The organism is Frankia sp. CcI49 (assembly GCF_001983215.1).
Lineage (GTDB): Bacteria > Actinomycetota > Actinomycetes > Frankiales > Frankiaceae > Parafrankia > Parafrankia irregularis.
Genome location: NZ_MOWP01000007.1, coordinates 51,604 through 72,994, shown reverse-complemented (window position 1 = coordinate 72,994; position 21,391 = coordinate 51,604). Strand labels below are relative to the sequence as shown.

At 71.2% G+C, this 21,391-nt stretch carries 20 protein-coding genes; 7 read left to right on the top strand and 13 right to left on the bottom strand.

Going from position 1 to position 21,391, the window contains the following annotated elements; genetic code table 11:
• Window positions 1–135 precede the first annotated feature (135 nt).
• Window positions 136–1,449: an NYN domain-containing protein gene (locus CcI49_RS06690; RefSeq protein ID WP_054566707.1), complete on the bottom strand. Its 1,314-nt coding sequence runs from the start codon at window positions 1,447–1,449 to the stop codon at window positions 136–138.
• 755 nt (window positions 1,450–2,204) lie between these two features.
• Between CcI49_RS06690 and CcI49_RS06685 the strand changes: the two genes are divergently transcribed.
• Window positions 2,205–3,521 carry a DUF4352 domain-containing protein gene (locus CcI49_RS06685; protein ID WP_054566706.1) on the top strand — a complete coding sequence of 439 codons (1,317 nt, stop codon included), beginning with the start codon at window positions 2,205–2,207 and terminating at the stop codon, window positions 3,519–3,521.
• Window positions 3,522–3,854: 333 nt separating this feature from the next.
• Here CcI49_RS06685 and CcI49_RS06680 read toward each other — a convergent pair whose 3' ends face one another.
• Complete coding sequence (locus tag CcI49_RS06680) at window positions 3,855–4,271, bottom strand: HIT family protein (RefSeq protein ID WP_054566705.1); 417 nt, start codon at window positions 4,269–4,271, stop codon at window positions 3,855–3,857.
• 160 nt (window positions 4,272–4,431) lie between these two features.
• Between CcI49_RS06680 and CcI49_RS06675 the strand changes: the two genes are divergently transcribed.
• Window positions 4,432–4,899, top strand: coding sequence for a VOC family protein (locus CcI49_RS06675; RefSeq protein WP_054566704.1), 468 nt, complete (start codon window positions 4,432–4,434; stop codon window positions 4,897–4,899).
• Window positions 4,900–5,001: 102 nt separating this feature from the next.
• Window positions 5,002–6,699, top strand: a complete 1,698-nt coding sequence (locus tag CcI49_RS06670; RefSeq protein WP_076825056.1) for a DEDD exonuclease domain-containing protein — start codon at window positions 5,002–5,004, stop codon at window positions 6,697–6,699.
• Window positions 6,700–6,868: 169 nt separating this feature from the next.
• On the opposite strand, the gene CcI49_RS06665 is transcribed toward CcI49_RS06670, so the two are convergent.
• The 8 genes from CcI49_RS06665 to CcI49_RS06630 form a co-directional block, all read right to left on the bottom strand.
• A complete protein-coding gene (locus CcI49_RS06665) occupies window positions 6,869–8,488 on the bottom strand; it encodes a ubiquinol-cytochrome c reductase cytochrome b subunit (RefSeq protein ID WP_054566702.1) in 1,620 nt (539 codons plus the stop codon).
• Window positions 8,485–9,816, bottom strand: a complete 1,332-nt coding sequence (locus tag CcI49_RS06660; RefSeq protein ID WP_076825055.1) for a Rieske 2Fe-2S domain-containing protein — start codon at window positions 9,814–9,816, stop codon at window positions 8,485–8,487. Before CcI49_RS06660 ends, CcI49_RS06665 begins: the two co-directional genes overlap by 4 nt.
• Window positions 9,813–10,691 (bottom strand): c-type cytochrome, encoded by an 879-nt coding sequence (locus CcI49_RS06655; RefSeq protein ID WP_076825285.1) that lies wholly within the window; start codon window positions 10,689–10,691, stop codon window positions 9,813–9,815. The genes CcI49_RS06660 and CcI49_RS06655 overlap by 4 nt, the downstream gene beginning before the upstream one ends.
• Window positions 10,692–10,696: 5 nt before the next feature.
• The gene (locus CcI49_RS06650; protein ID WP_006543969.1) at window positions 10,697–11,335 is read right to left on the bottom strand and encodes a heme-copper oxidase subunit III; all 639 of its coding nucleotides are present in this window, start codon (window positions 11,333–11,335) and stop codon (window positions 10,697–10,699) included.
• A 247-nt stretch (window positions 11,336–11,582) separates the two neighbouring features.
• Entirely contained in the window at window positions 11,583–12,047 is a 465-nt protein-coding gene (locus CcI49_RS06645; protein ID WP_235497894.1) for an SseB family protein, read from the bottom strand.
• A gap of 152 nt (window positions 12,048–12,199) precedes the next feature.
• Window positions 12,200–12,799: a DUF3501 family protein gene (locus tag CcI49_RS06640; protein ID WP_054566700.1), complete on the bottom strand. Its 600-nt coding sequence runs from the start codon at window positions 12,797–12,799 to the stop codon at window positions 12,200–12,202.
• 182 nt (window positions 12,800–12,981) lie between these two features.
• A complete protein-coding gene (locus tag CcI49_RS06635) occupies window positions 12,982–13,422 on the bottom strand; it encodes a rubrerythrin family protein (RefSeq protein WP_054566699.1) in 441 nt (146 codons plus the stop codon).
• A 36-nt stretch (window positions 13,423–13,458) separates the two neighbouring features.
• Complete coding sequence (locus CcI49_RS06630; RefSeq protein WP_076825054.1) at window positions 13,459–13,887, bottom strand: transcriptional repressor; 429 nt, start codon at window positions 13,885–13,887, stop codon at window positions 13,459–13,461.
• A gap of 518 nt (window positions 13,888–14,405) precedes the next feature.
• Here CcI49_RS06630 and CcI49_RS06625 point away from each other — a divergent pair.
• Both CcI49_RS06625 and trpD read left to right on the top strand, forming a co-directional pair.
• On the top strand, window positions 14,406–14,831 hold the full coding sequence (locus tag CcI49_RS06625) for a hypothetical protein (protein WP_054567222.1): 426 nt from the start codon (window positions 14,406–14,408) through the stop codon (window positions 14,829–14,831).
• Between the two features lie 108 nt (window positions 14,832–14,939).
• Complete coding sequence (trpD, locus tag CcI49_RS06620; protein ID WP_054566698.1) at window positions 14,940–16,133, top strand: anthranilate phosphoribosyltransferase; 1,194 nt, start codon at window positions 14,940–14,942, stop codon at window positions 16,131–16,133.
• Window positions 16,134–16,477: 344 nt separating this feature from the next.
• On the opposite strand, the gene CcI49_RS06615 is transcribed toward trpD, so the two are convergent.
• Genes CcI49_RS06615 through coxB form a run of 3 tightly spaced genes read right to left on the bottom strand, consistent with a single transcriptional unit; the run spans window position 16,478 to window position 19,487 of the window.
• Window positions 16,478–16,879, bottom strand: a complete 402-nt coding sequence (locus tag CcI49_RS06615) for a cytochrome c oxidase subunit 4 (RefSeq protein ID WP_054566697.1) — start codon at window positions 16,877–16,879, stop codon at window positions 16,478–16,480.
• A complete protein-coding gene (ctaD, locus tag CcI49_RS06610; RefSeq protein WP_054566696.1) occupies window positions 16,876–18,573 on the bottom strand; it encodes a cytochrome c oxidase subunit I in 1,698 nt (565 codons plus the stop codon). Before ctaD ends, CcI49_RS06615 begins: the two co-directional genes overlap by 4 nt.
• Window positions 18,570–19,487 carry a cytochrome c oxidase subunit II gene (gene coxB, locus CcI49_RS06605; protein ID WP_035954322.1) on the bottom strand — a complete coding sequence of 306 codons (918 nt, stop codon included), beginning with the start codon at window positions 19,485–19,487 and terminating at the stop codon, window positions 18,570–18,572. The genes ctaD and coxB overlap by 4 nt, the downstream gene beginning before the upstream one ends.
• 426 nt (window positions 19,488–19,913) lie before the next feature.
• Between coxB and CcI49_RS06600 the strand changes: the two genes are divergently transcribed.
• Together CcI49_RS06600 and CcI49_RS06595 are read left to right on the top strand one after the other, a co-directional pair.
• Window positions 19,914–21,080: a cysteine desulfurase family protein gene (locus tag CcI49_RS06600; RefSeq protein ID WP_076825053.1), complete on the top strand. Its 1,167-nt coding sequence runs from the start codon at window positions 19,914–19,916 to the stop codon at window positions 21,078–21,080.
• The gene (locus tag CcI49_RS06595; RefSeq protein ID WP_076825052.1) at window positions 21,080–21,340 is read left to right on the top strand and encodes a sulfurtransferase TusA family protein; all 261 of its coding nucleotides are present in this window, start codon (window positions 21,080–21,082) and stop codon (window positions 21,338–21,340) included. The genes CcI49_RS06600 and CcI49_RS06595 overlap by 1 nt, the downstream gene beginning before the upstream one ends.
• Window positions 21,341–21,391 lie beyond the last annotated feature (51 nt).

Here is a 21,391-nt window from a genome sequence, read left to right as displayed (position 1 = left end):
ACCGGCCTCGCGGCCACGCCGAAATCGGACACCAGTTCGACAGGTGTCACGCTAGAGCGGGGGTACGACAGTTTTCCGCGACGGTTTCCGGCGACGCTTGTCGGCGGCGCTTGTCGGCGGCGCTTGTCGGCGGTGTCAGCGGTCCAGGCGGGAGAGCAGGGCGTCCGAGGAGACCGTGCGCGCCCCCACGGCCGCGCAGTTGTCCGCTACCTCGCGATCGGACGTCACGACCGCGACCGGGCGGCCCTGCGGCTCAGCCCGCACGAGACGCCGGATCTCGTCGTCGGCGAGCTCGCCGGCCTGGCTGAACACAACCCGCACGCCGCGCGGCATGGCCACGCCGACCGGGCGGGCGAGGACAGCCGTCGCGTCGAAGACGACCGTCACCTCCGTGTCCGGCGACCGGCCCGCGAGCGCCCCGAGACCGGCCAGCAGCCGCGCCCGCTGCGCCTGCAACGTCAGGCTGCCGTAGCCGCGCTTGGTGACGTTGTACCCGTCGATGATCAGATGCAGGCCTGGAATCGCGAGGACGTCGTCGATGATGGTCGGGTCGTCCTCGGTGCGCCCCCGCCCGCCGACGCCGGAGAACGGATCGAAGGCCCGCCCTCCCTCGGAGCGCACGAGCAGGTCGGCCGGCCGCGCGACGGTCGTCGGCAACGACAGCTCCCGCCGGACACCGTTCGCCGCGGCCATCAGTGTGTCGAGCAGCACCCGCAACCGTGCCTCGTCCATGCTGCGCGACTCCCGGTTGTCGCGACGGGTCGCGGAGGCCGCGGCCTCCAGATCAGCGACCTTCGCCCGCAGCCGCCTCGCCTCGGCCTCGGCCTCGCGGGCGGTCTGCAACGCGGCGTCCCGTGCCGCCTCCGCGGCCAGGCTGATCTCCCGCGCCGTCACCTCGGCCCGCCGCACCCGATCGGCGGAGGCCCGCAGCCGGCGACGGCCCTCCTCCACGTCCGCCCGGGCCTGCTCGAGCTGGCCCCGCAGCTGCTCCTGCTCGGCGCGCGCCAGCCGCCGGACGGCCTCGATCTGTTCCTCGAGGCGGCGGATCTCCTGCGCCGCCGCGTCGATCCGCGCCGAGGTGACCTCCTGCGCCGAGGATCGGGCCGCCTCCTCGACGAGCACCGCCCACTCCGCGGTCCGCAGGATGTAGGCGATGGCCGCCACCTGAGCGGGCGGCGCGGCCGGCGGCGGACCGTCCGGGGCGGTCACAGCGGCGACGAGGTCCGGGTTCGTCCGACGCACCCAGTCCGCCACCCGGCCCCGGAAATGGGCGTCGTTCTCCATCGCGGAGGCCAGCGGCACGGCACCGAGACGGGCCCGTCGTGACGGCTTGAAGCGGCGCACGGCGAGCAGGCTGGGCGGGACGACCGACTCCGCGAGGTCGGCCAGCGTGTCGGCGGCGTAGGCGACGACCTGCGCTCGCACATCCGCCGGCAGTGTGTCGTTCATCCGACAGCTCCGGCTCGCCTGGATTGTCCGACCTGTCCAGCCGAAGAAGAAACCAGCACGAATCCCCGCCGGCCCCCCGGCTCAGACACGCCACGGGTCGGGACGCCGACCACCCGCAGCCGGTCTGACGCGCGAGGCGATTCCACGGGCACGGGGACTCCGGAACGAACGACGACAGCGACGGTCCAGAGTATCGGTCGGTGCACCCACGCCTCCCCGACGCCTGAGGTCGCCCGGCCACTGCCGGTATCTCCGCGTTTCCCCGGCCGTGACCTACTCGGGCGCAGCCGGTCCCCCCTCGTTCCCTGCAGGTCCACCCTCGCCCGCCCGCCCACCGCCTGCCCGTCCACCCTGACCTGCCGGCCCTCCCCGACCTCCCCACCCACCCTGACCTGCCTGCCCACCCGGATCGACGTCCACCCGCGCCGCGGGAACACGTACCGAACGACACCCCTCACCGAACGGCGTCCAGGAACAACAGTGCGCGGCGATCAGCAATGAGGCCGGCCGTGAACGCAACGCGCCAGACGCAAACAGCGACGAGTCCGACCAGAAAACGGGCGGCATTGTGCGTCCAGAGTGCGCCGAGCGCGGTCCCTCCGCGTCCCGACCGGAGCAGCAACAGCTTCACCAAGACCGCTAAGGGCGGAAAAGAGGGCCATTGTCCGCGTCGATATACGTCTTATGTAACCTCGCCGTGGTTATTTGTGCTCCGCCTCGTTGGACGCGCGACGGCGGCCGTCGAGAGGACCTGTGTGACCGACCAGAACCCACCCGGCCAGCCTGCTCCCGGCCTGGACAACCAGGAGACCCAGCGGGCTCCCAGCACCTCGTGGCAACAGCCGGCAGGCGCTGGAGGCCCGGCGGCCAACGCCGGTGCGACACCTCCGCCCGCGCCGGTGCCGCAGTGGGGAGGTGGCACCCCGGCTCCCGGTCAGGAGGGCGGCTGGCCGTCGCCGCCGCCCGCCGGCGCCTGGGGGGCGCCGCCGCCCGCCGGTCCGACCCCGGAAAGCTCGTGGCCGGGTGCCGGGCAGTCGCAGCCACAGCAGCAGTGGCCACCGCAGAGCTCTGACACCCCCTGGGGCCAGCAGGCACCGCCCGCCACCGGCTGGCAGCAGCCCGCCGGGCAGGGGCAGCAGGGTGTTCCGGCCGGCGGCTGGCCGCAGCCCGGCGGCTACCCCGGCCAGTACCCACCGGCCGACTACCAGGGTCAGCCCGGCCAGTACCCACCGGCCGGTTTCTCCGGCGCGCCCGACCAGTACGCGCAGGCCAACTACCAGGGCTACCCGCCGCAGGGCCCGCCGTCGGCGCAGCCCGGGCCCGGGCAGTTCCAGGAGCAGCCGGGACAGTGGCCCCAGCCCGCAGGGCCCACGCCGGCTCCGCGGCGGCGCAACCCCGCGGTGATCATCGTTCCGCTGGCGGTTGTCGCCGCGGTCGTTCTGGGCCTGGTCATCGCGTTCGCCGCCAAGGGCGGCGACGATGACTCCGACCAGACCGTCGCGGCGTCCACTCCCGCCACGGTCACGCTACCCAGCCTCGGGGCGAGCGGTGCCGCGGTTCCCGGCGGTGGAGCCGCGCCGGGCACCGCACCGCCCGCGGGCGGTGCCGCCGCCCCGCAGCCGTCGGCGCCCGGAGGCTGCACGCCGCTAACCCCCGCCAACCCGCCTGCGGGCGTGGCCGGGCTGGGTGGCTCGTCGTCGGTCACCGGCAAGGGCACGTCCTCGTACAGCACCTTCGACGCCAAGGCCACGCTGAACTCGGTCTGCACCTCGACGGCGAGGGTTGAGGAGTACGGCGACCCGCCGGTCCAGGGAGCCTTCTACGTCCTGAACGTGACCGTGGAGGTCAGCGCGGGCGACATCTCGGCCGCTCCCGACGACTTCTACATCCAGACCACGGACGGCAGCCGGTACGACGGTGAGTTCAGCTCGCTCGTGCCCAAGCTCTACACCAGCAACGTCAAGGCCGGCCAGAAGGTCACCGGGTTCGTGCTCATCGACGCGCCCCTCGGCCACTTCACGCTCAACTGGGAGCCGCTGTTCGCGGTACAGCCCGCGAAGTTCCAGCTCTGACCCTGACCTGACCGTCGGCGCACCGGCTCCACCGCCGGTGCGCCGGCTCGGCCGCCGAGGCTGGGGCTGCTGCCGAGCCACCCGTTTTTTCATCTCGAGAGGGACGAAACGGGCGAGAGTTCGCCTGGCAACCCGCAAGAAGTGAGGATTTTTGTCGTTGGAACGACCAAAATCCTTCACTCTTGCGACTCGCCAAACCGGGCCACCGGGACTGCCAGCCAGGACGACCGCCTCCCACCCGGACTCCACCGCCGGTTCAGCACGACACACCGAACACCCACGGAGGCTTGGTGGACCGCCCCCGAGCCGCAGTGCTTCCGAACTGGCGGATGATCAGGACTGGCTGTGGCCCTGCGCCACGAGCGCCGCGCGCAGCCGCTCGGCCGCGTCGTCCATCACGGCCGGGTCGGGGTCCCGGTCGGCGAGCGCGAAGCTCAGCTGCGCCTCCGACTCGATCGGGATCAGGTGCACGTGGGTGTGCGGAACCTCCAGGCCCGCKAGGATCGCGGCCACCCGGCGCGGCTTGAAGGCCGCGTCCATCGCCCGCCCGATCGTGGCCGCGGCGGACCACACTGACCGCACCACCTCGTCGGGCAGGTCGATCCAGTGGTCGATCTCCAGCCGGGGCACCACGAGCGTGTGACCGGGGCGGACCGGTGCGATCGAGAGGAAGGCGACCGAGACCTCGTCCGAGTAGACGATGCGACCGGGCAGCTCGCCGTTGATGATCCGGGTGAAGACACTGGCCATAGCGGGACCCTACCGAGATCGCCGCCACCGCACGCTCGTCGCGACACGACAACAGCTATCGAATTGCACTTTTGTAACAAAACGGAGAATGCGCACACTGTACTCACGAGTAGGACACGCCGGATCCCCACCGGTGCACCAACTCGCCCGGCCATGCGGAATGATGCTTCAGGTGGCCAGGTTTGAGACGAACGGCATCAAGGTCGGTCGAATCAGTGTCGACTGTAGCGATGTGGGCACTATGGTCCGTTTCTGGTCCGCGGCCCTGGGCTACGAGGTGTCGGAGCAGGCACGCGACGCCGCCCTGCTGCACCACCCCGCGGGAGCCGGGCCCAAGCTCCTGCTCCGGCAGCGGGCCAGGCAACGGTCCGTGCGCTGGCCGGGGCGCCGCGGTGGCCGGCGCGACGAGCACGGCACAGCGCAGGACGAGGACCCCAACCGCCTGCATCTGGAGCTGTTCGCCGCCGACGCCGAGCGGGTCGTCGGCTGGCTGGCCACGCTGGGGGCCCGCAAGCTGTCCCGATACGAGTCGCACGGCGAGACCGGCTACGTGCTGCGCGATCCGGAGGGCAACGAGTTCCGCGTGATGAACGCCGGGCCCACGGCGTTCGCCCGCCCGTTCTCCTGAGGCCGGGGCCGCCCCCTCCCCCGAGGCCCGACCCGAGGCCCGACCCGATGCCCGGGACGGGCCCTGGCGGGAGCTGTCGTACCCGCCGCCTAGGGTGTGCCCGTGTGCCCTGTTCCCGCCCGTTCCGGTGCAGCTCCGCGCCAGGCGAGTCTCGCTGAGCTCGGCCGCCCGCTGTCCGACCTGACCTTCGTCGTCGTCGACCTGGAGACCACCGGTGGTTCCCCGGCGACATCCGAGATCACCGAGATCGGCGCGGTGAAGGTCCGCGGCGGGCAGGTTCTGGGCGAGATGTCGTCCCTGGTCCGGGCGTCCACGCCGATCCCCGCGGTGGTGTCGGTGCTCACCGGGATCACCGACAGCATGCTGGCCACCGCGCCGACCCTCGACGAGGTCGTGCCGACCTTCCTGGAGTTCTCCCGCGGGGCGGTGCTCGTCGCCCACAACGCCGCCTTCGACCTCGGCTTCCTGCGCGCGGCGGCGCAGGCGTGCGGCTATCCCGTCCCGGCCTGGGAGCACCTCGACACGGTGCTCATCGCCCGCCGGGTGGTGACCCGGGATGAGGCCCCGAACTGCCGGCTGGCATCGCTGGCCACGCTGTTCGGCAGCCCGACCGAGCCGAACCACCGGGCCCTGGCCGACGCCCGGGCCACCGTCGCCGTCCTGCACGGGCTGTTCGAGCGGCTGGGCAATCTCGGCGTCACGACGCTGGAGGACGTGCGGGAGTACAGCGCGCGGGTCTCCCCCGCCCAGCGGCGCAAGCGCCACCTCGCCGACGACCTGACGACCGGCCCCGGCGTCTACGTGTTCCGCGACGGTACCGACCGCCCGCTCTACGTCGGTACGTCCCGGTCGGTGCGCTCCAGGGTGCGGACCTATTTCACCGCCAGTGAGCCGCGCAGCCGGATGGCCCAGATGGTCGCGCTCGCCGAGCGGGTGGACGCGATCGGGTGCGCGCACGCGCTGGAGGCAGAGGTGCGCGAGCTCCGGCTGATCGCCGAGCACAAGCCGCCGTTCAACCGCCGGTCCCGCCATCCGGAGCGGGCGGTCTACCTGCGCCTCACCGAGGAGCCGTTCCCCCGGCTGTCCCGGGTGCGCTCCGTCGGCGACGGTGTGACCTACCTGGGCCCTTTCGGCAGCACCCAGGCCGCCCAGGAGGCCGAGATCGCCCTGCTGGCGGCGGTGCCGCTGCGCCAGTGCTCGACCCGGCTGTCACCGAGCCGGCCGACGGCCGCCTGCGCGCTGGCCGAGCTGGGCCGGTGCGGGGCGCCCTGCGACGGCCGGCAGGGCGTCGCGGAGTACGCCGAGGTGGTGGGCGCCGCCCGGGAGGCGATGAGCGGTGATCCGGGAGCCGTCCAGGAGACGCTGGAGGCGCACATCGCGCGGCTGGCGGCCGAGCAGCGGTATGAGCAGGCCGCCGAGGTCCGCGACCGCCTCGCGGGCTATCTGCGCACCGCCGCGCGCCGGCAGCGCCTCGCCGCGCTCACCGGCATCCCGGAGATGGTCGCCGCGGCGCCGACCGCCGAGGCCGGGTGGGATCTCTCGGTGATCCGCCACGGCAGGCTCGTCTCCGCGGCGACGGTGGCACGTGGTGTGGACCCGAGGCCCTGGGTCGACGCGGTCGTCTCGACCGCGGAGACCGTCCGCCCCGTGCCCGGGCCGACGCCGTGTGCCCTGGTGGAGGAGACCGAGCGGATCGGGCGCTGGCTCGCCGCGCCGGGCGTCCGTCTGGTCCGGCTGGAGGGGGAATGGAGCTGGCCGGCGCAGGGGGCGATCCGCGCCGCGCTGCGGTACGCGACCTGACCAATGACCACGGCGGTGCCCAGGCGGAAGCAGGCCCCCGACATGACGAAGGGCCGCCCCTCGTCAGCGACGTGGGGCGGCCCTTCGCAGGCCTCGGCGGGTCTTCGGCTCCTCCAGGCGCCGGAGCTCCGCGCGCGAACGGTGCGCGGAGCTCCGCGATACGCGGCGGTCAGTGCTTGGTCTGGCCACCGCCCCCGTGGGAACCCGTGCCCGGAGCCGCCGGCTTCTCGGACTCCTCGGTGAAGAAGCCACCGACGGCCGCGCCGGCGCGGCGCACCAGGCCCTTGCCGTGCTCGCCCTCGCCGGCCCCGATCGCCACCGGGATCCGGTCCGTCGGAACCTGCGGGTAGTCCGAGACCGGCGGCGGCTTCGGCCGGTGGTCCTCCACGAACTCGCCGTTGGCGAGCTGGCGGATGATGCCGGTCTCGATGCCGTGGTGGTCGATCTCGTGATCCCGCTCGTTCAGCGAGATGCACAGCTTCTTGGTGACGACATAGGCGATCGGCGGGACCACGATGAGCCCGATCCGGCCCGCCCACGTCATCGTGTTCAGCGAGATGCTGAACGTGTGGGCGATGATGTCGTTACCACCGGAGATCCACAGCACCAGGTAGAAGCTGAGGCTCATCGCACCGATCGCGGTGCGGGTCGGAGCCTCCCGCGGGCGCTGCAGCAGGTTGTGCGACTCCTTGTCCCCGGTGAACTTCGTCTCCAGGAACGGCCAGAGCGCCGCCAGCGTGAACAGGATGCCGGGCAGCACCGCCGTCGGCCACAGGACCGCCGGAATCGTGTGCCCGAGCCCGCGGAACTCCCACGGCGGCATGAGCCGGGTCGATCCGTCCAGGAAGCCGATGTACCAGTCGGGCTGGGACGCCGAGCTGACCTTGGCCGGGTCGTACGGCCCGAACGTCCAGATCGGGTTGATCTGGGCGAGACCRCCGAGCAGCGCGAGCACCGCGAAGGTCAGCATGAAGAAGCCACCGGACTTCACCGCGAAGACCGGGAAGACCCGGTGACCGACCACGTTGTGCTCGGTCTTGCCCGGGCCGGGGAAGTCGGTGTGCTTCTGGTGCCACAGGATGCCCATGTGCGCGCCGATCAGCGCGAGCAGAATGCCGGGCACGAGCAGGATGTGCACCACGTAGAGCCGCGGGATGAAGTTCTCACCCGGGAACTCCCCGTTGAACACCAGGAACGACGCCCAGGTCCCGATGACCGGGATGGACTGGGCGATCGACGCCGCGATCCGCAGACCGGTGCCGGAGAGCAGGTCGTCCGGCAGCGAGTAGCCGGCGAAGCCCTCGACCAGCGCCAGGGCCAGCAGGCCGATGCCGATCAGCCAGTTGACCTCACGCGGCTTGCGGTAGGCGCCGGTGAAGAACACCCGCATCATGTGCGCGATGATCGACGCGACGAAGACCAGCGCCGCCCAGTGGTGGATCTGGCGGAACACCAGCCCGGCGCGGGTGTCGAAGCTGATGTCCAGCGTCGACGCGTACGCCCGGCTCATCTCGACGCCCTTGAGCGGGACGTACGAGCCGTTGTAGATGACCTCGACGTTCGACGGGTCGAAGAAGAGGGTCAGGTAGATACCGGTGAGCAGCAGGACGACGAAGCTGTAGAGCGCGATCTCACCGATCAGGAAGGACCAGTGGTCCGGGAACACCTTGTTGAAGTTCCGGCGGATCGCGCTCTGGGTCCCGAACCGCTCGTCGATGGCCCGGTTGACCGCGCGTGCCGGCGTGGGCCGCTTCTGGAACTTCGGCGTGGGTGCGGATGCGGTGGTCATGAGCGCTCCCAGAACGCGGCGCCGACGGGCTCGGTGTAGTCGCCGTTGCGGGCGATGAAGTAGCCCTCGTCATCCACCGCGATGGCGAGCTGCGGCAGCGAGCGGCTCGCCGGCCCGAAGATCGMCCGGCACCCGTCCGGCACGTTGAACACCGACTGGTGGCAGGGGCACAGCAGGTGGTGGGTCTGCTGCTCGTAGAGGCTGACGGGGCACCCGGCGTGGGTGCAGATCTTCGAGTAGGCGACGTGCCCGTCCACGGCCCAGTCCTCGCGGCCCGGGCGCGGCTTGTTCACGCCGGGCTCGAGGCGGATGAGGATCGTGGTGCTGTCCGCCTTGGTGTGGACGTCCAGCTTGGGCTCGTAGGAGATGCTGCCGTCGGCCTCCTTCACCGGGATGGCCGGGAGCACCGTCTCGATACCGCCGATCGCGATGTCACCGATCTTGACGTAGCGACCCTGCAGGTTGACCAGACGGGCGCCCTTGACCCAGTGGGTGTGGTCGAGCTTCTTGCCGGGCTTGCTGTTGGTCAGGTTCAGCAGCGGCACGACGACCAGACCACCGAGGATCGTCCCGGCCGCCAGCAGGCTGCGCCGCAGCAGCGGGTACTTGGCGAGGCCGGAGTCGGCGAAGCCGAGGGCGACCTCCTCCTCGGTGAGGGCGATCTCCTCCTGCGAGGAGGTGAACTCGTGCCGCTCCTGGACCGCGTGCTCGTGCGGCATGAGGCGCTTGGCCCACAGGATCATGCCGACCCCGAGGCCGCCGATCGCGAGCCCGAGCGCGGTGCCCATGGCGGGCGTGTAGTACTGCTCGTGCTTGTCACCGACGAAGTTGGTGACGATGAAACCGACGGTGCCGACGATCGAGATGGTGAACCAGAAGGCGATGAGCCGCTCGGCGCGCCGCGAGGCACGCCGGTCGTACTCCGCGGAGTGCGGCGCGCGGGGAGTGATACCCCCGCCGCCGCCACCGCCCTCGCCCTGCACCGTCGCGGTGGCGGTACCGCCGGATCGCACGACCGACGTCTCCGGGGCACTGGAGGAGTCGGTCGGGTGCGGGGGTGTGCCGAGCACCTCGGGGCCGTCATGTCCCCCGGAGGGGACGTCCGGGCCACCGGCTCGGGGGTCGGCGGGGTCCTTGGGACGCCCGGACGTGTCGACCGGGTGCTTCGTCCGCTTGAAAACGCTGCTCATCGAGTCCTGGTCTGATTTGTCGGCCGACTCTCCCTGATAGCCGGCGTAGTGCATACGACGCTGCGGCGAGTCTGGTGGCAGCTCGCCGCCGGCATCGGCACCGGACTCCGGCCCGGTCGGACCCTGGTTCGCGCTCACAGCTTCTGCCTCGCGCCGATCCAGAGGCAGACGCCGAGCAGCGCGCCCAGACCGATCACGATCGCGACCAGGCCCTCGGGGACGGGGCCGTACTTGCCGAGCGACGAACCGCCGGGAGCCGGCGAGTCCTGGAGGTGGCGGACGTACGCGGCGACCGCGACGGCCTCCTCATCGGTGATCTGACCGGACCCGAACACCGGCATGGACTCCGGGCCGGTCCGCATCGCCTCGACGACCTGGTCGGGGGTGGCCTGGCTGAGCGACGGCGCGAACTTGCCGTAGGTCAGCGGCGCACCGGCGCCGGCGGCCTGGTGGCACTGCGCGCAGTTCGTCAGGAACAGCTCACCGCCCTCGGCGAGATCGGCGTCGTTGAGGTCCTCATCCGTCAGGTTGGGCTTCTCAGGGCCACCGCCGAGCGACTGGATGTAGGCCGCAAGCTGGTCGATCTGCGTCTGCGAGTAGAGCGGGTCCTTGCGGTCGGCCTGCGCGGCGGGCGCGGCGAGCGGCATGCGCCCGGTCGACACCTGGAAGTCCACCGCGGCCGCGCCCACGCCGATCAGGCTCGGGCCCTCGGTGGAACCCTGGGCGTTCAGGCCGTGGCAGGTCGCGCAGCCCTGCGAGTAGAGGAGCTTGCCCTGGCGCACGGCCTCGTTCGCGCTCGCAGTGTCCGCCGCGTTGCCACCGGGAGCGAGCACCGTCCACAGCACCCCCGTGGCCAGCAGGCCGAAGAGCAGGACGATGGACGACGACCGCCGACGGCGGCGCGCGGAGGCGGACCGGGAGCGTCGACCGAACCTGGCCGAGACGAGCCGGGGTCTGCCGGTCGCGCCCGCGGACGACGACGCCGCGGATTCGGATGCCTTGGATGTGGTCATGTCGCTCACTGGAGGAGGTAGATGGTGGCGAACAGGGCGATCCAGACGACGTCGACGAAGTGCCAGTAGTACGACACGACGATGGCTGACGTCGCCTTCTCAGGCGTGAAACGCCCGTAGGTCGACCTGGCCAGCACCAGAACGAAGGCGACCAGCCCACCGATCACGTGCAGCCCGTGGAACCCGGTGGTCAGGTAGTACACCGACCCGTAGCCGTGCGACGCCAGGGTGAACTCGTTCTCCTTGAAGTACTCCCAGGCCTGCCCGCCGACGAAGACGATTCCCATCAGCAGGGAGATGAGGTACCAGCGGCGCAGCCCGAAGACGTCGCCGCGCTCGGCGGCGAAGACTCCCAGCTGGCAGGTGACGCTGGACAGGACCAGGATCACCGTGAAGAAGAGTGCATACGGGACGTGCAGGTGCACAGGGCCGATCTCGGACCCGGCCGGGTCGCCGGTGACCGGCGGCCAGTTGCCGCTGTTGACCGAGCGGATCGTGTAGTACATCGCGAACAGCGCCGCGAAGAACATCAGCTCCGACGACAGCCACACCACTGTGCCGACCGAGACCATCGAGGGACGGTTGGCCGCCGGGTGCGCTGGAGGAGCCTTCTCGAGGACAGGGGCTGAGGCCACGACGGTCATTCTGGCATGTGACGCCGCACGCGCCACCGTAGGTTCGACAATCGGTAGGACTACAGGGCGTCGATGACGCGCCGAAGCCGCCCGTCGAAGATCGAAAACTGCGCGCAGCACGCTCGAAAGGCCTGCTAATACGCAGGTTCTGGCACGTGATGAGGTGTCGCGCACACCTTGCGCCCGGTTTGGGACCCGCCAGTTGTTGTGTCCCTCACCCGTGGCGGCCCGGCGCGCCGACGGTGGCCCGGACGGCTCAGTCCGCGAGTGCGACGAGCGCCCGGATGCCCTCCGCGGGGAACGTGATCCCCTCGTCCGCACCCGGGTCGACGGCGAGCATGAGGTCTTCGGAGGGCCACATCCGCAGCAGGGCCGCAAGCGGCACCCGCCGGTACCGGCCGACCCCGGGCAGGGCGTCGGTGAGCCGCTGCTCCGAGGTGAACGTCGGCACGAACTGGCTGCCGTCCGGCTGCTCGGCGACCGGGAGCTTCACCACCCGGGCGTCGCCGTTGTCCCGGCCGGGGTCGCTGAGGTCCGGCACGAGGACGTCTGAGGTGGCGAGGGCGCCCAGCGCGGCGGAGTCGTCCTCATCGCGGGCCAGCCGGTGCAGCGCCTCACCGGCCCGCGTCGTCACGCCGTGGCCGGGCGTGCCGGGCTGGCTGAGGTACTGGTTGAAGCGCTGGCTGAAGTCATCGTCGCGGCGGGCGTGGTCATCGGTCACGAAGCCGCTCCCCTCGGGCCGGGAACGAGTCTGTCCTGACTCGCATACCCGGCCCGGGCCAGGATGAACGGGCGACCGGGCCGGCGCCGCCACGAAGGTCTGGCCGGCCGCGAAGCGGTCAGCGGACCGGTCAGCGGCTCGGCAGCGCCAGCTCAGCTGCTCGGCAGCGCGAGGTCCGCGATCAGGCTGCGGCGGGTGGCGCCGGTGATCGGTGTCGAGTCGTTGTAGGCCGGGTGGTCGACCACGAGCTCGGCGGGGACCTCGGGATCACGGAAGGCGTCCCTGGTCTCGTCCGTGAGCGGGAACCGGAACATGTGCACCGAGACCGTCTCGCTCGGGGAGTTCGGGTCCTCGTCGATGCCCGGGATCTCGACCGCGGGCACGGTGACGCCGCCGATCTCCAGCGAGATCCGGCGCTGGACACCGTCCAGGCGGCGCAGCTCGTCACGCACGGCGTCGAGCTGGTTGAGCTCGATGAACATCGTGGCGGTGAGGACATGGCTGGAGGGCAGCAGCCGCGAGTAGACGTCGATCTCGTGGGCGACCTCGCCCGGCGCGCTGAGCCGCTCGGTGTAGACCATCTCCTGCACCTGGTACTGCAGGGTCTGGGCGTTCTCGAACTCGAACAGCAGGATGTCGCCGACGCGGACCCGCCGTTCGCTGCGGATCGGGATCATCCGGGCCCGGGCCTCGTTGCGTGACGCCGCATAGGACCGATGGTCCGTCGTGATGTCGGCGGTGGTGAACGCCATCGTGCTACCTCCTGCCCCGTCGGGTGGGCGTGTGCGGGTGGGCATGTGGCCCTGGGCGGTGTGACTCCGGACAGGGAACCACCGTGCGGACCGGATCACCGCCGGCCGGGGGCGGACACGGACGTCCGACGCCYGCCCCCTTCCGTGCGACGAGCGGATGCGCCAGCAGGCGCGGGCGCCGATCAGGCGTCCGCGGTCTCCTCGGCGTTCACCGCGTCGAGGGCCTTCTTGAAGCGGCCGGCGTGGGTCTTCTCGGCGCGCGCGAGAGTGGCGAACCAGTCGGCGATCTCCTCGAAGCCCTCCTCGCGGGCGGTCTTCGCGAAGCCCGGGTACATCGCGGTGAACTCGTAGGTCTCTCCGGCGACGGCGCTCGCCAGGTTCTTCGCGGTGGTGCCGACCGGCTCACCCGTGGCCGGGTCGCCGACCTCGGCGAGGAAGTCCATGTGCCCGAACGCGTGGCCGGTCTCGCCCTCGGCGGTGTCACGGAAGAGAGCGGAGGCGTCGGTCAGGCCCTCGATGTCGGCCCGGCGCGCGAAGTACAGGTAACGACGGTTGGCCTGGCTCTCGCCGGCGAAGGCCTCCTTGAGGTTCTCGTGGGTCTTGGTGCCTTCAAGCTTCGGCATGCGAAACTCCTCCAGTTACAGGATTCGGGTGTTCTGTTACGCCCACCGGCCCGGGTCCTGGCCCGCATCGGTGGTCTGACAATCCGGGCACAGCCCTCGGAACTGCAGGTCGTACCCGGTGATCGTGAAGCCGGACCGGCGCGCGATCTCGGCCACCATCCCGTCCGGGACGGGATGGTCGATATCCGCGGCCCGACCGCACCGCTCGCACACGGCATGGTCGTGCCGGCTGGTGTTGGCGTCGTACCTGGCGGCCGTGCCGTCCCCGAGGCTCAGTTCAAGGGCGTGCCCGGTCGCCACCAGCAGCGCGAGCGCGCGGTACACCGTGGCGCTGCCGATCCCAGGGGCAGCGACCCGCACGCGCTCGTAGACCTCGGCCGCCGTGGGATGGTCGTCGGCGGCCTTCAGCACCTCCAGCACGGCACCGCGCTGGGGGGTGAGGCGTAGTTCGGTTCGCTCCGGCATGGATCACGCCCGTCATCGGTTGGCGCCCGCCCGCGCACAGCCCCGGAGGAGAGGACCGCCCGGGCAGGCGCTGGGACAAACTGTCGACCCTTTTCCCTCTCTCGGGGTGCACGGTCACGGGTGCCGCGAGTCCGAGTCCGCGAGAGAAAAGGGTCGTTGAGAACGAGTCTCAGTATCACTCTTCGGGCGGCCTGCTGGCAAACCTCACCGGAGGTGAATCGCCCGGCCACTCCAGGCCATCCGCCCCCGCCGCCGAGTACGTCCGCCGGACGGCCAAGACCGTACCGTTCGGCCCCCCGGGCCCCGGTGCCGGATGGGGTGCGCGACCGCGGGCCCACGAACAGATAGCCTTCGGGACGGATACCGGGATGGTGAGACCCGTGACACCACGGCCGGGGCCTCTCGGCGTGATGTCCGAGGTCCGACGCCGGCAACCGGTGCCCACGCAGTGCCGGTACCGGCAGTCGCCTCCCGATCGCCGCCACAGCGGTCGCCCGCCAGAAAGGCCCGTGGACGCCATGAGCACCGTCCTCGTCTACGCGAGCAAGCCGGACGTCCGAGAGCGCGTCCTGGCCGCGGTCGGGCGTCGCCCCGCAGCCGACCTCGACGAGATCGAGTTCGTCGAGGTGGCGGACGCCGAGACGCTCATCGACGCCGTCGACCACGGCGAGGCCGACCTCTGCATCCTCGACGCCGAGGCGACCCCGTCCGGCGGCATGGGGCTGTCCCGGCAGCTCAAGAACGAGGTCGCCGACTGCCCGCCCACCTTGCTGCTCGTCGCCCGGCGCGACGACCGCTGGCTCGCGACCTGGTCGCAGGCGGACGGGGTCGTGGGCCACCCCGTCGACCCCGGCACGCTCACCGACGAGGTCGTCCGGCTGCTGCGGGCCCGGGCCGCCGGCACGGTCTCGCGTCGGCCGGTGGTCAACACCCGGGCGCACTAGCCCCAGCACGCATCGTGACCGAGCCATTTCCATCGTCGGCTCGAACCTGCGGTATCCCCAACCATGCCTCGTGAGATGGAAATGGCTCACCCACAGACGGAAGTCGTCATGACGAGCACCTCGGCCAGCGAGAACTGGCCGGACCTGATCAGCATGCTGCTCGCCGGCCAGCCGCTCACCACCGACCAGACCGGGTGGGCGATGGAGCAGATCATGGCCGGGCTGGCCACCCCGGCCCAGGTCGCGGGCTTCATCATCGCGCTGCGGGCCAAGGGTGAGACCGCCCAGGAGATCGGCGGGCTGGTCCGCACGATGCTGAGCATCGCCGAGCCGCTCCCCCTCGCCGAGGAGCTGCGGGCAGCGGCCGTCGACACCTGCGGCACCGGCGGGGACCGCTCCAACACGGTGAACCTGTCGACCATGGCCGCGATCGTCACCGCCGGCGCCGGGGTCACCGTCGTCAAGCACGGCAACCGGGCCGCGTCCTCGGCCAGCGGCTCGGCGGACGTCCTCGCCGAGCTCGGTGTGGTGATCGACCTGCCGCCGGCCGGCGTCGAGGCCTGCCTGGCCGCGGCGGGCATCGCGTTCTGCTTCGCCCCGGTCTTCCACCCGGCGATGCGGCACGTGGGGAGCATCCGCAAGGAGCTGGGGGTGCAGACGGCGTTCAACATCCTCGGGCCGCTGGCGAACCCGGGCCGGCCCGGCGCGCAGACGATCGGCGTCGCCGACGCGCGCCTCGCCCCGATCGTCGCGGACGTCCTGGCCGACCGGGGCACCCGGGGCCTCGTCTTCCGCGGCGACGACGGACTGGACGAGCTGACCACCGCCACCGCGTCCACCGTCTGGGTCGTAAACGCGCCCACGCCGGCCGCAGCCGGCACGGGCGGCTCCGGCCGGCCCGGGGAGCCCGGCGGACCCACCGGAGCCGGTGGCGCCGAGATCGGGGCCGAGATCGGGGCCGGGGCCGGGGTCCGGTCGCAGGTACGCCGCGACCGTTTCGACCCGCGCGACCTCGGCATCACTCCCCCGGACGCGACCGCCCTGCGCGGCGCCGACGCGACGTACAACGCGGCGGTGGTACACACCGTCCTCGGCGGGGAGACCGGGCCGGTGCGCGACGCCGTCCTGCTCGCCGCGGCGGCGGCGCTGGTCTCGGCGGCCGGCCCGACCGACGCGCCCATCACCGAGCAGATCGCCGCCCAGCTCGGCCGCGCCGCCGAGTCCATCGACTCGGGTGCCGCCGCCGAGACCCTGCGCCGCTGGGCCGAGGCGAGCCAGCAGGCGGCCAGGGCCCGGGGCTGACCGGGCCGCCCGGCAACGGGGCGTAGGGGCACTTGACGGTCCGCAGCGCTTGACGGTCGTCCGCAACGCCTGGCGGTCCGCAGCGCCTGGCGGTCCGCAGGAAGGGAGGATTTCGGTTGCTGCAGCAGCCAGAATCCTCCCTTCTTGCTCCGTGACAGCGGGGGCAGCGGCAGGGGAAGCCCGAAGCTCGGGATTTCTGCGGCGGGCTCCAGAACAACCAAGATCCTCCGCTCCTGCACGGAGTGGACGCGGTTTCGCATCTTCCGCGGTAAACGACAGGGGCCGCGGTCCCGGGATGGTCACCCCGGGACCGCGGCCCCTGCGCGGTCGACGATGGAGAAGGATCAGTCCTCAGGCAGCGGCGGGCGCCAGAAGTTCTCCATGACCAGGCAGACGGCGCTGACGAAGGTCATCACCGCGCCCAGGATGGTCATCCAGATGCCGAACGCCAAGCCCATTGCGGCCACGGACGCGCTCGCGGCGAGGAAGAACGGGTAGTAGCTGCCCGGGGTGAAGTGCCCGAGCTCGCCCGCCCCGTCAACGATCTCCGCATCGGGCAGGTCCTGCGGGCGCATGCCGATCCGGCGGCCGGTGAAGACCAGGTAGCCGCCGATCAGCAGGCCCATACCCGCGCACAGGGTGAGTGCGGCGGTCCCGGTCGGGTCCTTCGCCCAGAACCAGTAGACCAGCGCGGCCGCCCCGGCGAAGATGCCGAAGAAGTTGAAGATGAAGCCTTCTACCTTCATCGCGCGGCTCCCTGCCCGAGTTCCGGTGTGGCGTGCCCGACGACACCTGGGTGGTGCGCGTCGAAGGCCGGGCGCTCGGAGCGGATACGCGGCAGCGACCGGAAGTTGTGCCGAGGCGGCGGGCACGAGGTGGCCCACTCCAGCGAGTTCGCGTGCCCCCACGGGTCGTCAGCCGCGGCGATCGGACCCTTGCGGTAGGAGTACCACAGGTTGTAAAGCAGCGGCAACGTGGAGAGGCCCATCAGGAACGAGCCGGCCGTCGCGACGGTGTTCAGCGTGGTGAAGCCGTCATTCGGGCTGTAGTCGGCGAACCGCCGCGGCATGCCCTCGGTGCCCAGCCAGTGGAACACCAGGAAGGTCGCGTTGAAGCCCAGGAACAGCGACCAGAAGTGCAGCTTCGCCAGCTTCTCGTTCATCATCCGGCCGGTGACCTTCGGGAACCAGAAGTAGACGCCGGCGAAGGCGGCGAACATGAGGCCGGCCACGACATAGTGGAAGTGCCCGACCACGAAGTAGCTGTCGCTCACGTGGAAGTCGATCGGCGGGCTGGCCAGCAGCACACCGGTGAGACCACCGAACAGGAACGTCACGAGGAAGCCGACCGCGAAGAGCATCGGAGCCTCGAAGCTGAGCTGCCCACGCCACATCGTGCCGATCCAGTTGAAGAACTTGATGCCGGTCGGCACCGCGATCAGGAACGACAGGAAGGCGAAGAAGGGCAGCAGCACGGCGCCGGTGACGAACATGTGGTGCGCCCAGACCGCGACGGACAGGGCACCGATGCCGATGGTGGCGAACACCAGGCCCTTGTAGCCGAACAGCGGCTTGCGGGAGAACACCGGGATGATCTCACTGATAATCCCGAAGAACGGCAGCGCGATGATGTAGACCTCGGGATGCCCGAAGAACCAGAACAGGTGCTGCCACAGCATCGCGCCGCCGTTCTCGGCGTCGAAGATGTGGGCCCCGAACCTTCGATCCGCGGCCAGTGCCAGCAGCGCGGCCGCCAGCACCGGGAACGCCACCAGCACCAGGATCGAGGTGACCAGCAGGTTCCAGCAGAAGATCGGCATCCGGAACATCGTCATGCCCGGGGCGCGCAGGCACAGGATGGTGGTGATGAAGTTGACGGCACCGAGGATGGTGCCGAGACCCTGCACCGTCAGGCCGAGGACCCACAGGTCGGAGCCGACGCCGGGCGAGTACTGCGCGTTGCTCAGCGGCGCGTACGCGAACCAGCCGAACGACGCCGCGCCCCCGGGGGTCGCGAACCCGGCGAAGACGGTGAGGCTGCCGAACAGGAACAGCCAGTACGACAGCGCGTTCAGCCGCGGGAACGCGACGTCCGGCGAGCCGATCTGCAGCGGCACCAGGTAGTTGGCGAACGCGAACGCCAGCGGCGTCGCGAACATCAGCAGCATGAGCGTGCCGTGCATGGTGAAGTACTGGTTGTACTGCTCGTTCGAGAAGTACTGCAGGCCCGGGCGGGCAAGCTCCGCCCGGATGAAGATCGCGAGAATGCCGGCGATGACGAAGAACGCGAACGACGTCAGGAAGTACATGATCGCGATGTCTTTGTGGGACGTCGTCCGCAGGTAGCCGAGCAGGTTCGAGATCGGCGGCTTGTAGTTCGGGTCCGCCGAGTCGTGAGCGTGCCCGGCCGGCCCGGCGGGCGACTCGTGCAGAAGGGTCACTGGACACTCCCGGTGGTGGCGCCGGAGGACGGTGCCGCGCTGATCGCGGCGGTCTCCCGTTCCTCGATGAAGCGGTCGTACTCGGCACCGGGCACGACCTTGACGTAGAACGTCATCCGGTCATGGTCGGTACCGCACAGCTCGGCGCATCGACCGACAAAGGTTCCGGTCTTCGTCGCGGTGAGCTCGAACTGGTTGACGCGCCCGGGGACGACGTCCCGCTTGAACAGGAACTCGGGCACCCAGAACGAGTGGATCACGTCCGGCGACGTGAGCACGAACCGGACGGACCGGCCCTCGGGCAGCACCAGCACCGGGGCCTCACCGGGCCGGCCGGTGACCTCGACCTGGTTCGTGCCCGGCGTCTTGCCGGTGTCGAGGTACTGGAACTGCCAGTTCCACCGGAAACCGATCACGTTCACCGTGACGTCGGGGTCGTCCGAGAGCTTGGTGATCTCGGTCTCGTCACGGGCGGTGTAGTAGAAGAGGCCCGCCACGATCACAACTGGCACGACGGTGTACAGGATCTCGACGGGCAGGTTGTACCGGACCTGGCGCGGCAGGACATCACTGCGCTTCCGGAACACGATGACCGCGTAGAAGATCAGAGCCCATACGAACACACCGACGGCCAGGGCTGCGATCACCGAGCCCTGCCACATGTTCAGGATCCGCGGGGTGTGGTTGGTCACACCATCTGGGAATCCAAAGTTGGGAACGTCGCAGGCGGTCGCCAGCAGGCCTACGGCCGCCAGCGTGGCGCCCATGCGCGCTCCCGCGCGACGCCGGGCCGGCCGTCGGTGTCCAACCCGACGGCTCGCCGGCTCGTCCGCGTCAGCGGTGTCAGCCGGGGCCATCGGCGTGTCCTCGACATCCGCGAGCGACGGCCGGGTCCGACCGAAGGATCTCCTCACCAGGTCCTGCCTCCCACGACTAGCGGCCGCGTCGGCGATGGACGGATCGCAAGCTCCGCCATCGCCTCGCGACCGCATAGAAACGCTTCGCGGGCCGGCCGGTCCAACCGGCCTCGCTGCTTCGTCTTCCGACTGTCTTCGACACGCTGTAGATGGTGCGGCAGCAGCGTATCCCAGCAGCGGTCGAGCTTCTCGCCGCAGGCCCCGTCCGGAGCTGTGAGACGCGACCCGCGGGGCAACGTGGACAGGCCGGAGTGCCCTTGATCCGGACCGCCGGCGGGGCCCGACCGGACCCCCGGCGGTGCTTTCCGCCATCTGCTTTCTTCACGACACCCCGCAAAGCCTTTCCCGTTCCCTGCACGAATGCGGCGACACCGCTGTGCTGGGGGCACCCGGATGCCCCGCAACGGGCGTAGCGTCACTCTCGTGCCGGCATACCTCGACCACGCGTCGACCACGCCGCTGCATCCGGTCGCCCGGGAAGCGCTGCTCGCCGCGATGGACGACGGCTGGGCCGACCCGGCCCGGCTCCACCGCGAGGGGCGTCGCGCGCGGATGTTGCTCGATGCCGCCCGCGAGACCGTGGCCGGCGTGCTGGGTGCCCGCGCCCCCGAAATCAGCTTCACGGCCAGTGGCACCGCCGCGGCCCACCTGGCACTTCTCGGTACCGCGGCGGCTCGCCGCCGGGCCGGCGGGGTGGTCGTGGTCAGTGCCGTGGAACACTCCAGCGTCCTGCACGCCGCCCAGCGCCACGAAGGTGCCGGCGGCGAGGTCGTGACGATCGGGGTGGACCGGCTCGGCCGCGTCGATCCGGCCGCCTTCACCGCCGCGCTCGACGCCCGCCCGGACACGGCGGTGGCGGCACTGCAGCACGCCAACCACGAGGTCGGCACGGTCCAGCCGGTCGCCGAGGTGGCGCAGGCGCTACGGGCGCGGGGCGTGCCGCTGCTCACCGACGCCGCGATGACGCTGGGGCGGGTCCGGGTCGATCTGCCCGAGCTGGGTGCGGACCTGCTGACCGCGAGCGCGCACAAGTTCGGCGGGCCGCCCGGGGTGGGCCTCCTCGTGGTCCGCACGGGAACCAGGTGGGCCGCGCCGGGGCCGGCCGACGAGCGCGAGTACGGGCGGGTCCCCGGTTTCCCCAACGTTCCCGCCGTGGTGGCGACGGCGGCCGCGCTGGCCGTGCGCGCCACGGAGATCGACGCCGAGGCACCACGGCTGGCGTCCTACGCGAACCGGCTGCGCGAGCGCCTGCCGGAGCTGGTTGAGGACGTCGAGCTGCTCGGGCCGGGCGGCACCGATCCCACGGTCGCCCTGCCGAATGTGGTGGCCTTCTCGTGTCTGTACGTCGCGGGCGAGGCGCTGCTCGCCGAGCTCGACCAGGCCGGCATCGCGGTCAGCTCCGGATCGAGCTGCACCGCCGACACCCTGACGCCCAGCCACGTGCTGGTCGCGATGGGCGCGCTGACCCACGGCAACCTGCGGGTCTCCTTCGGCCGGGAGTCCACCGAGGCGGACGTCGACGCGCTGTTGGCCGCGCTGCCGGCCGCGGTGCGGGCCGTGCGTGAGCGCGCTGGCGCGGCGGGACTCTGATGAACGCCGAACCCGAGCCACCCGAGCCGCCCGCGCCCGAGCCGCCCGCGGTCGTCGTCGACGCCCTGGGGCGGCGGTGCCCGCTGCCGATCATCGAGCTGGCCCGGCGCATCCGCGACGTCGAGGTGGGCCAGCTCGTCGAGCTGCGGGCCGACGACCCGGCGGCCGCGGCGGACGTCGCCGCCTGGTGCCGGATGCGCGGCCACAAGCTGGTCGCCGCCCCCACCGCGGCCGTCTTCCTCATCCGCAGGCAGAGCTGAGCGCACCTGGTACCTGCCGGCAGGCACCGCAGGCACCAGGACGGCAGGCAC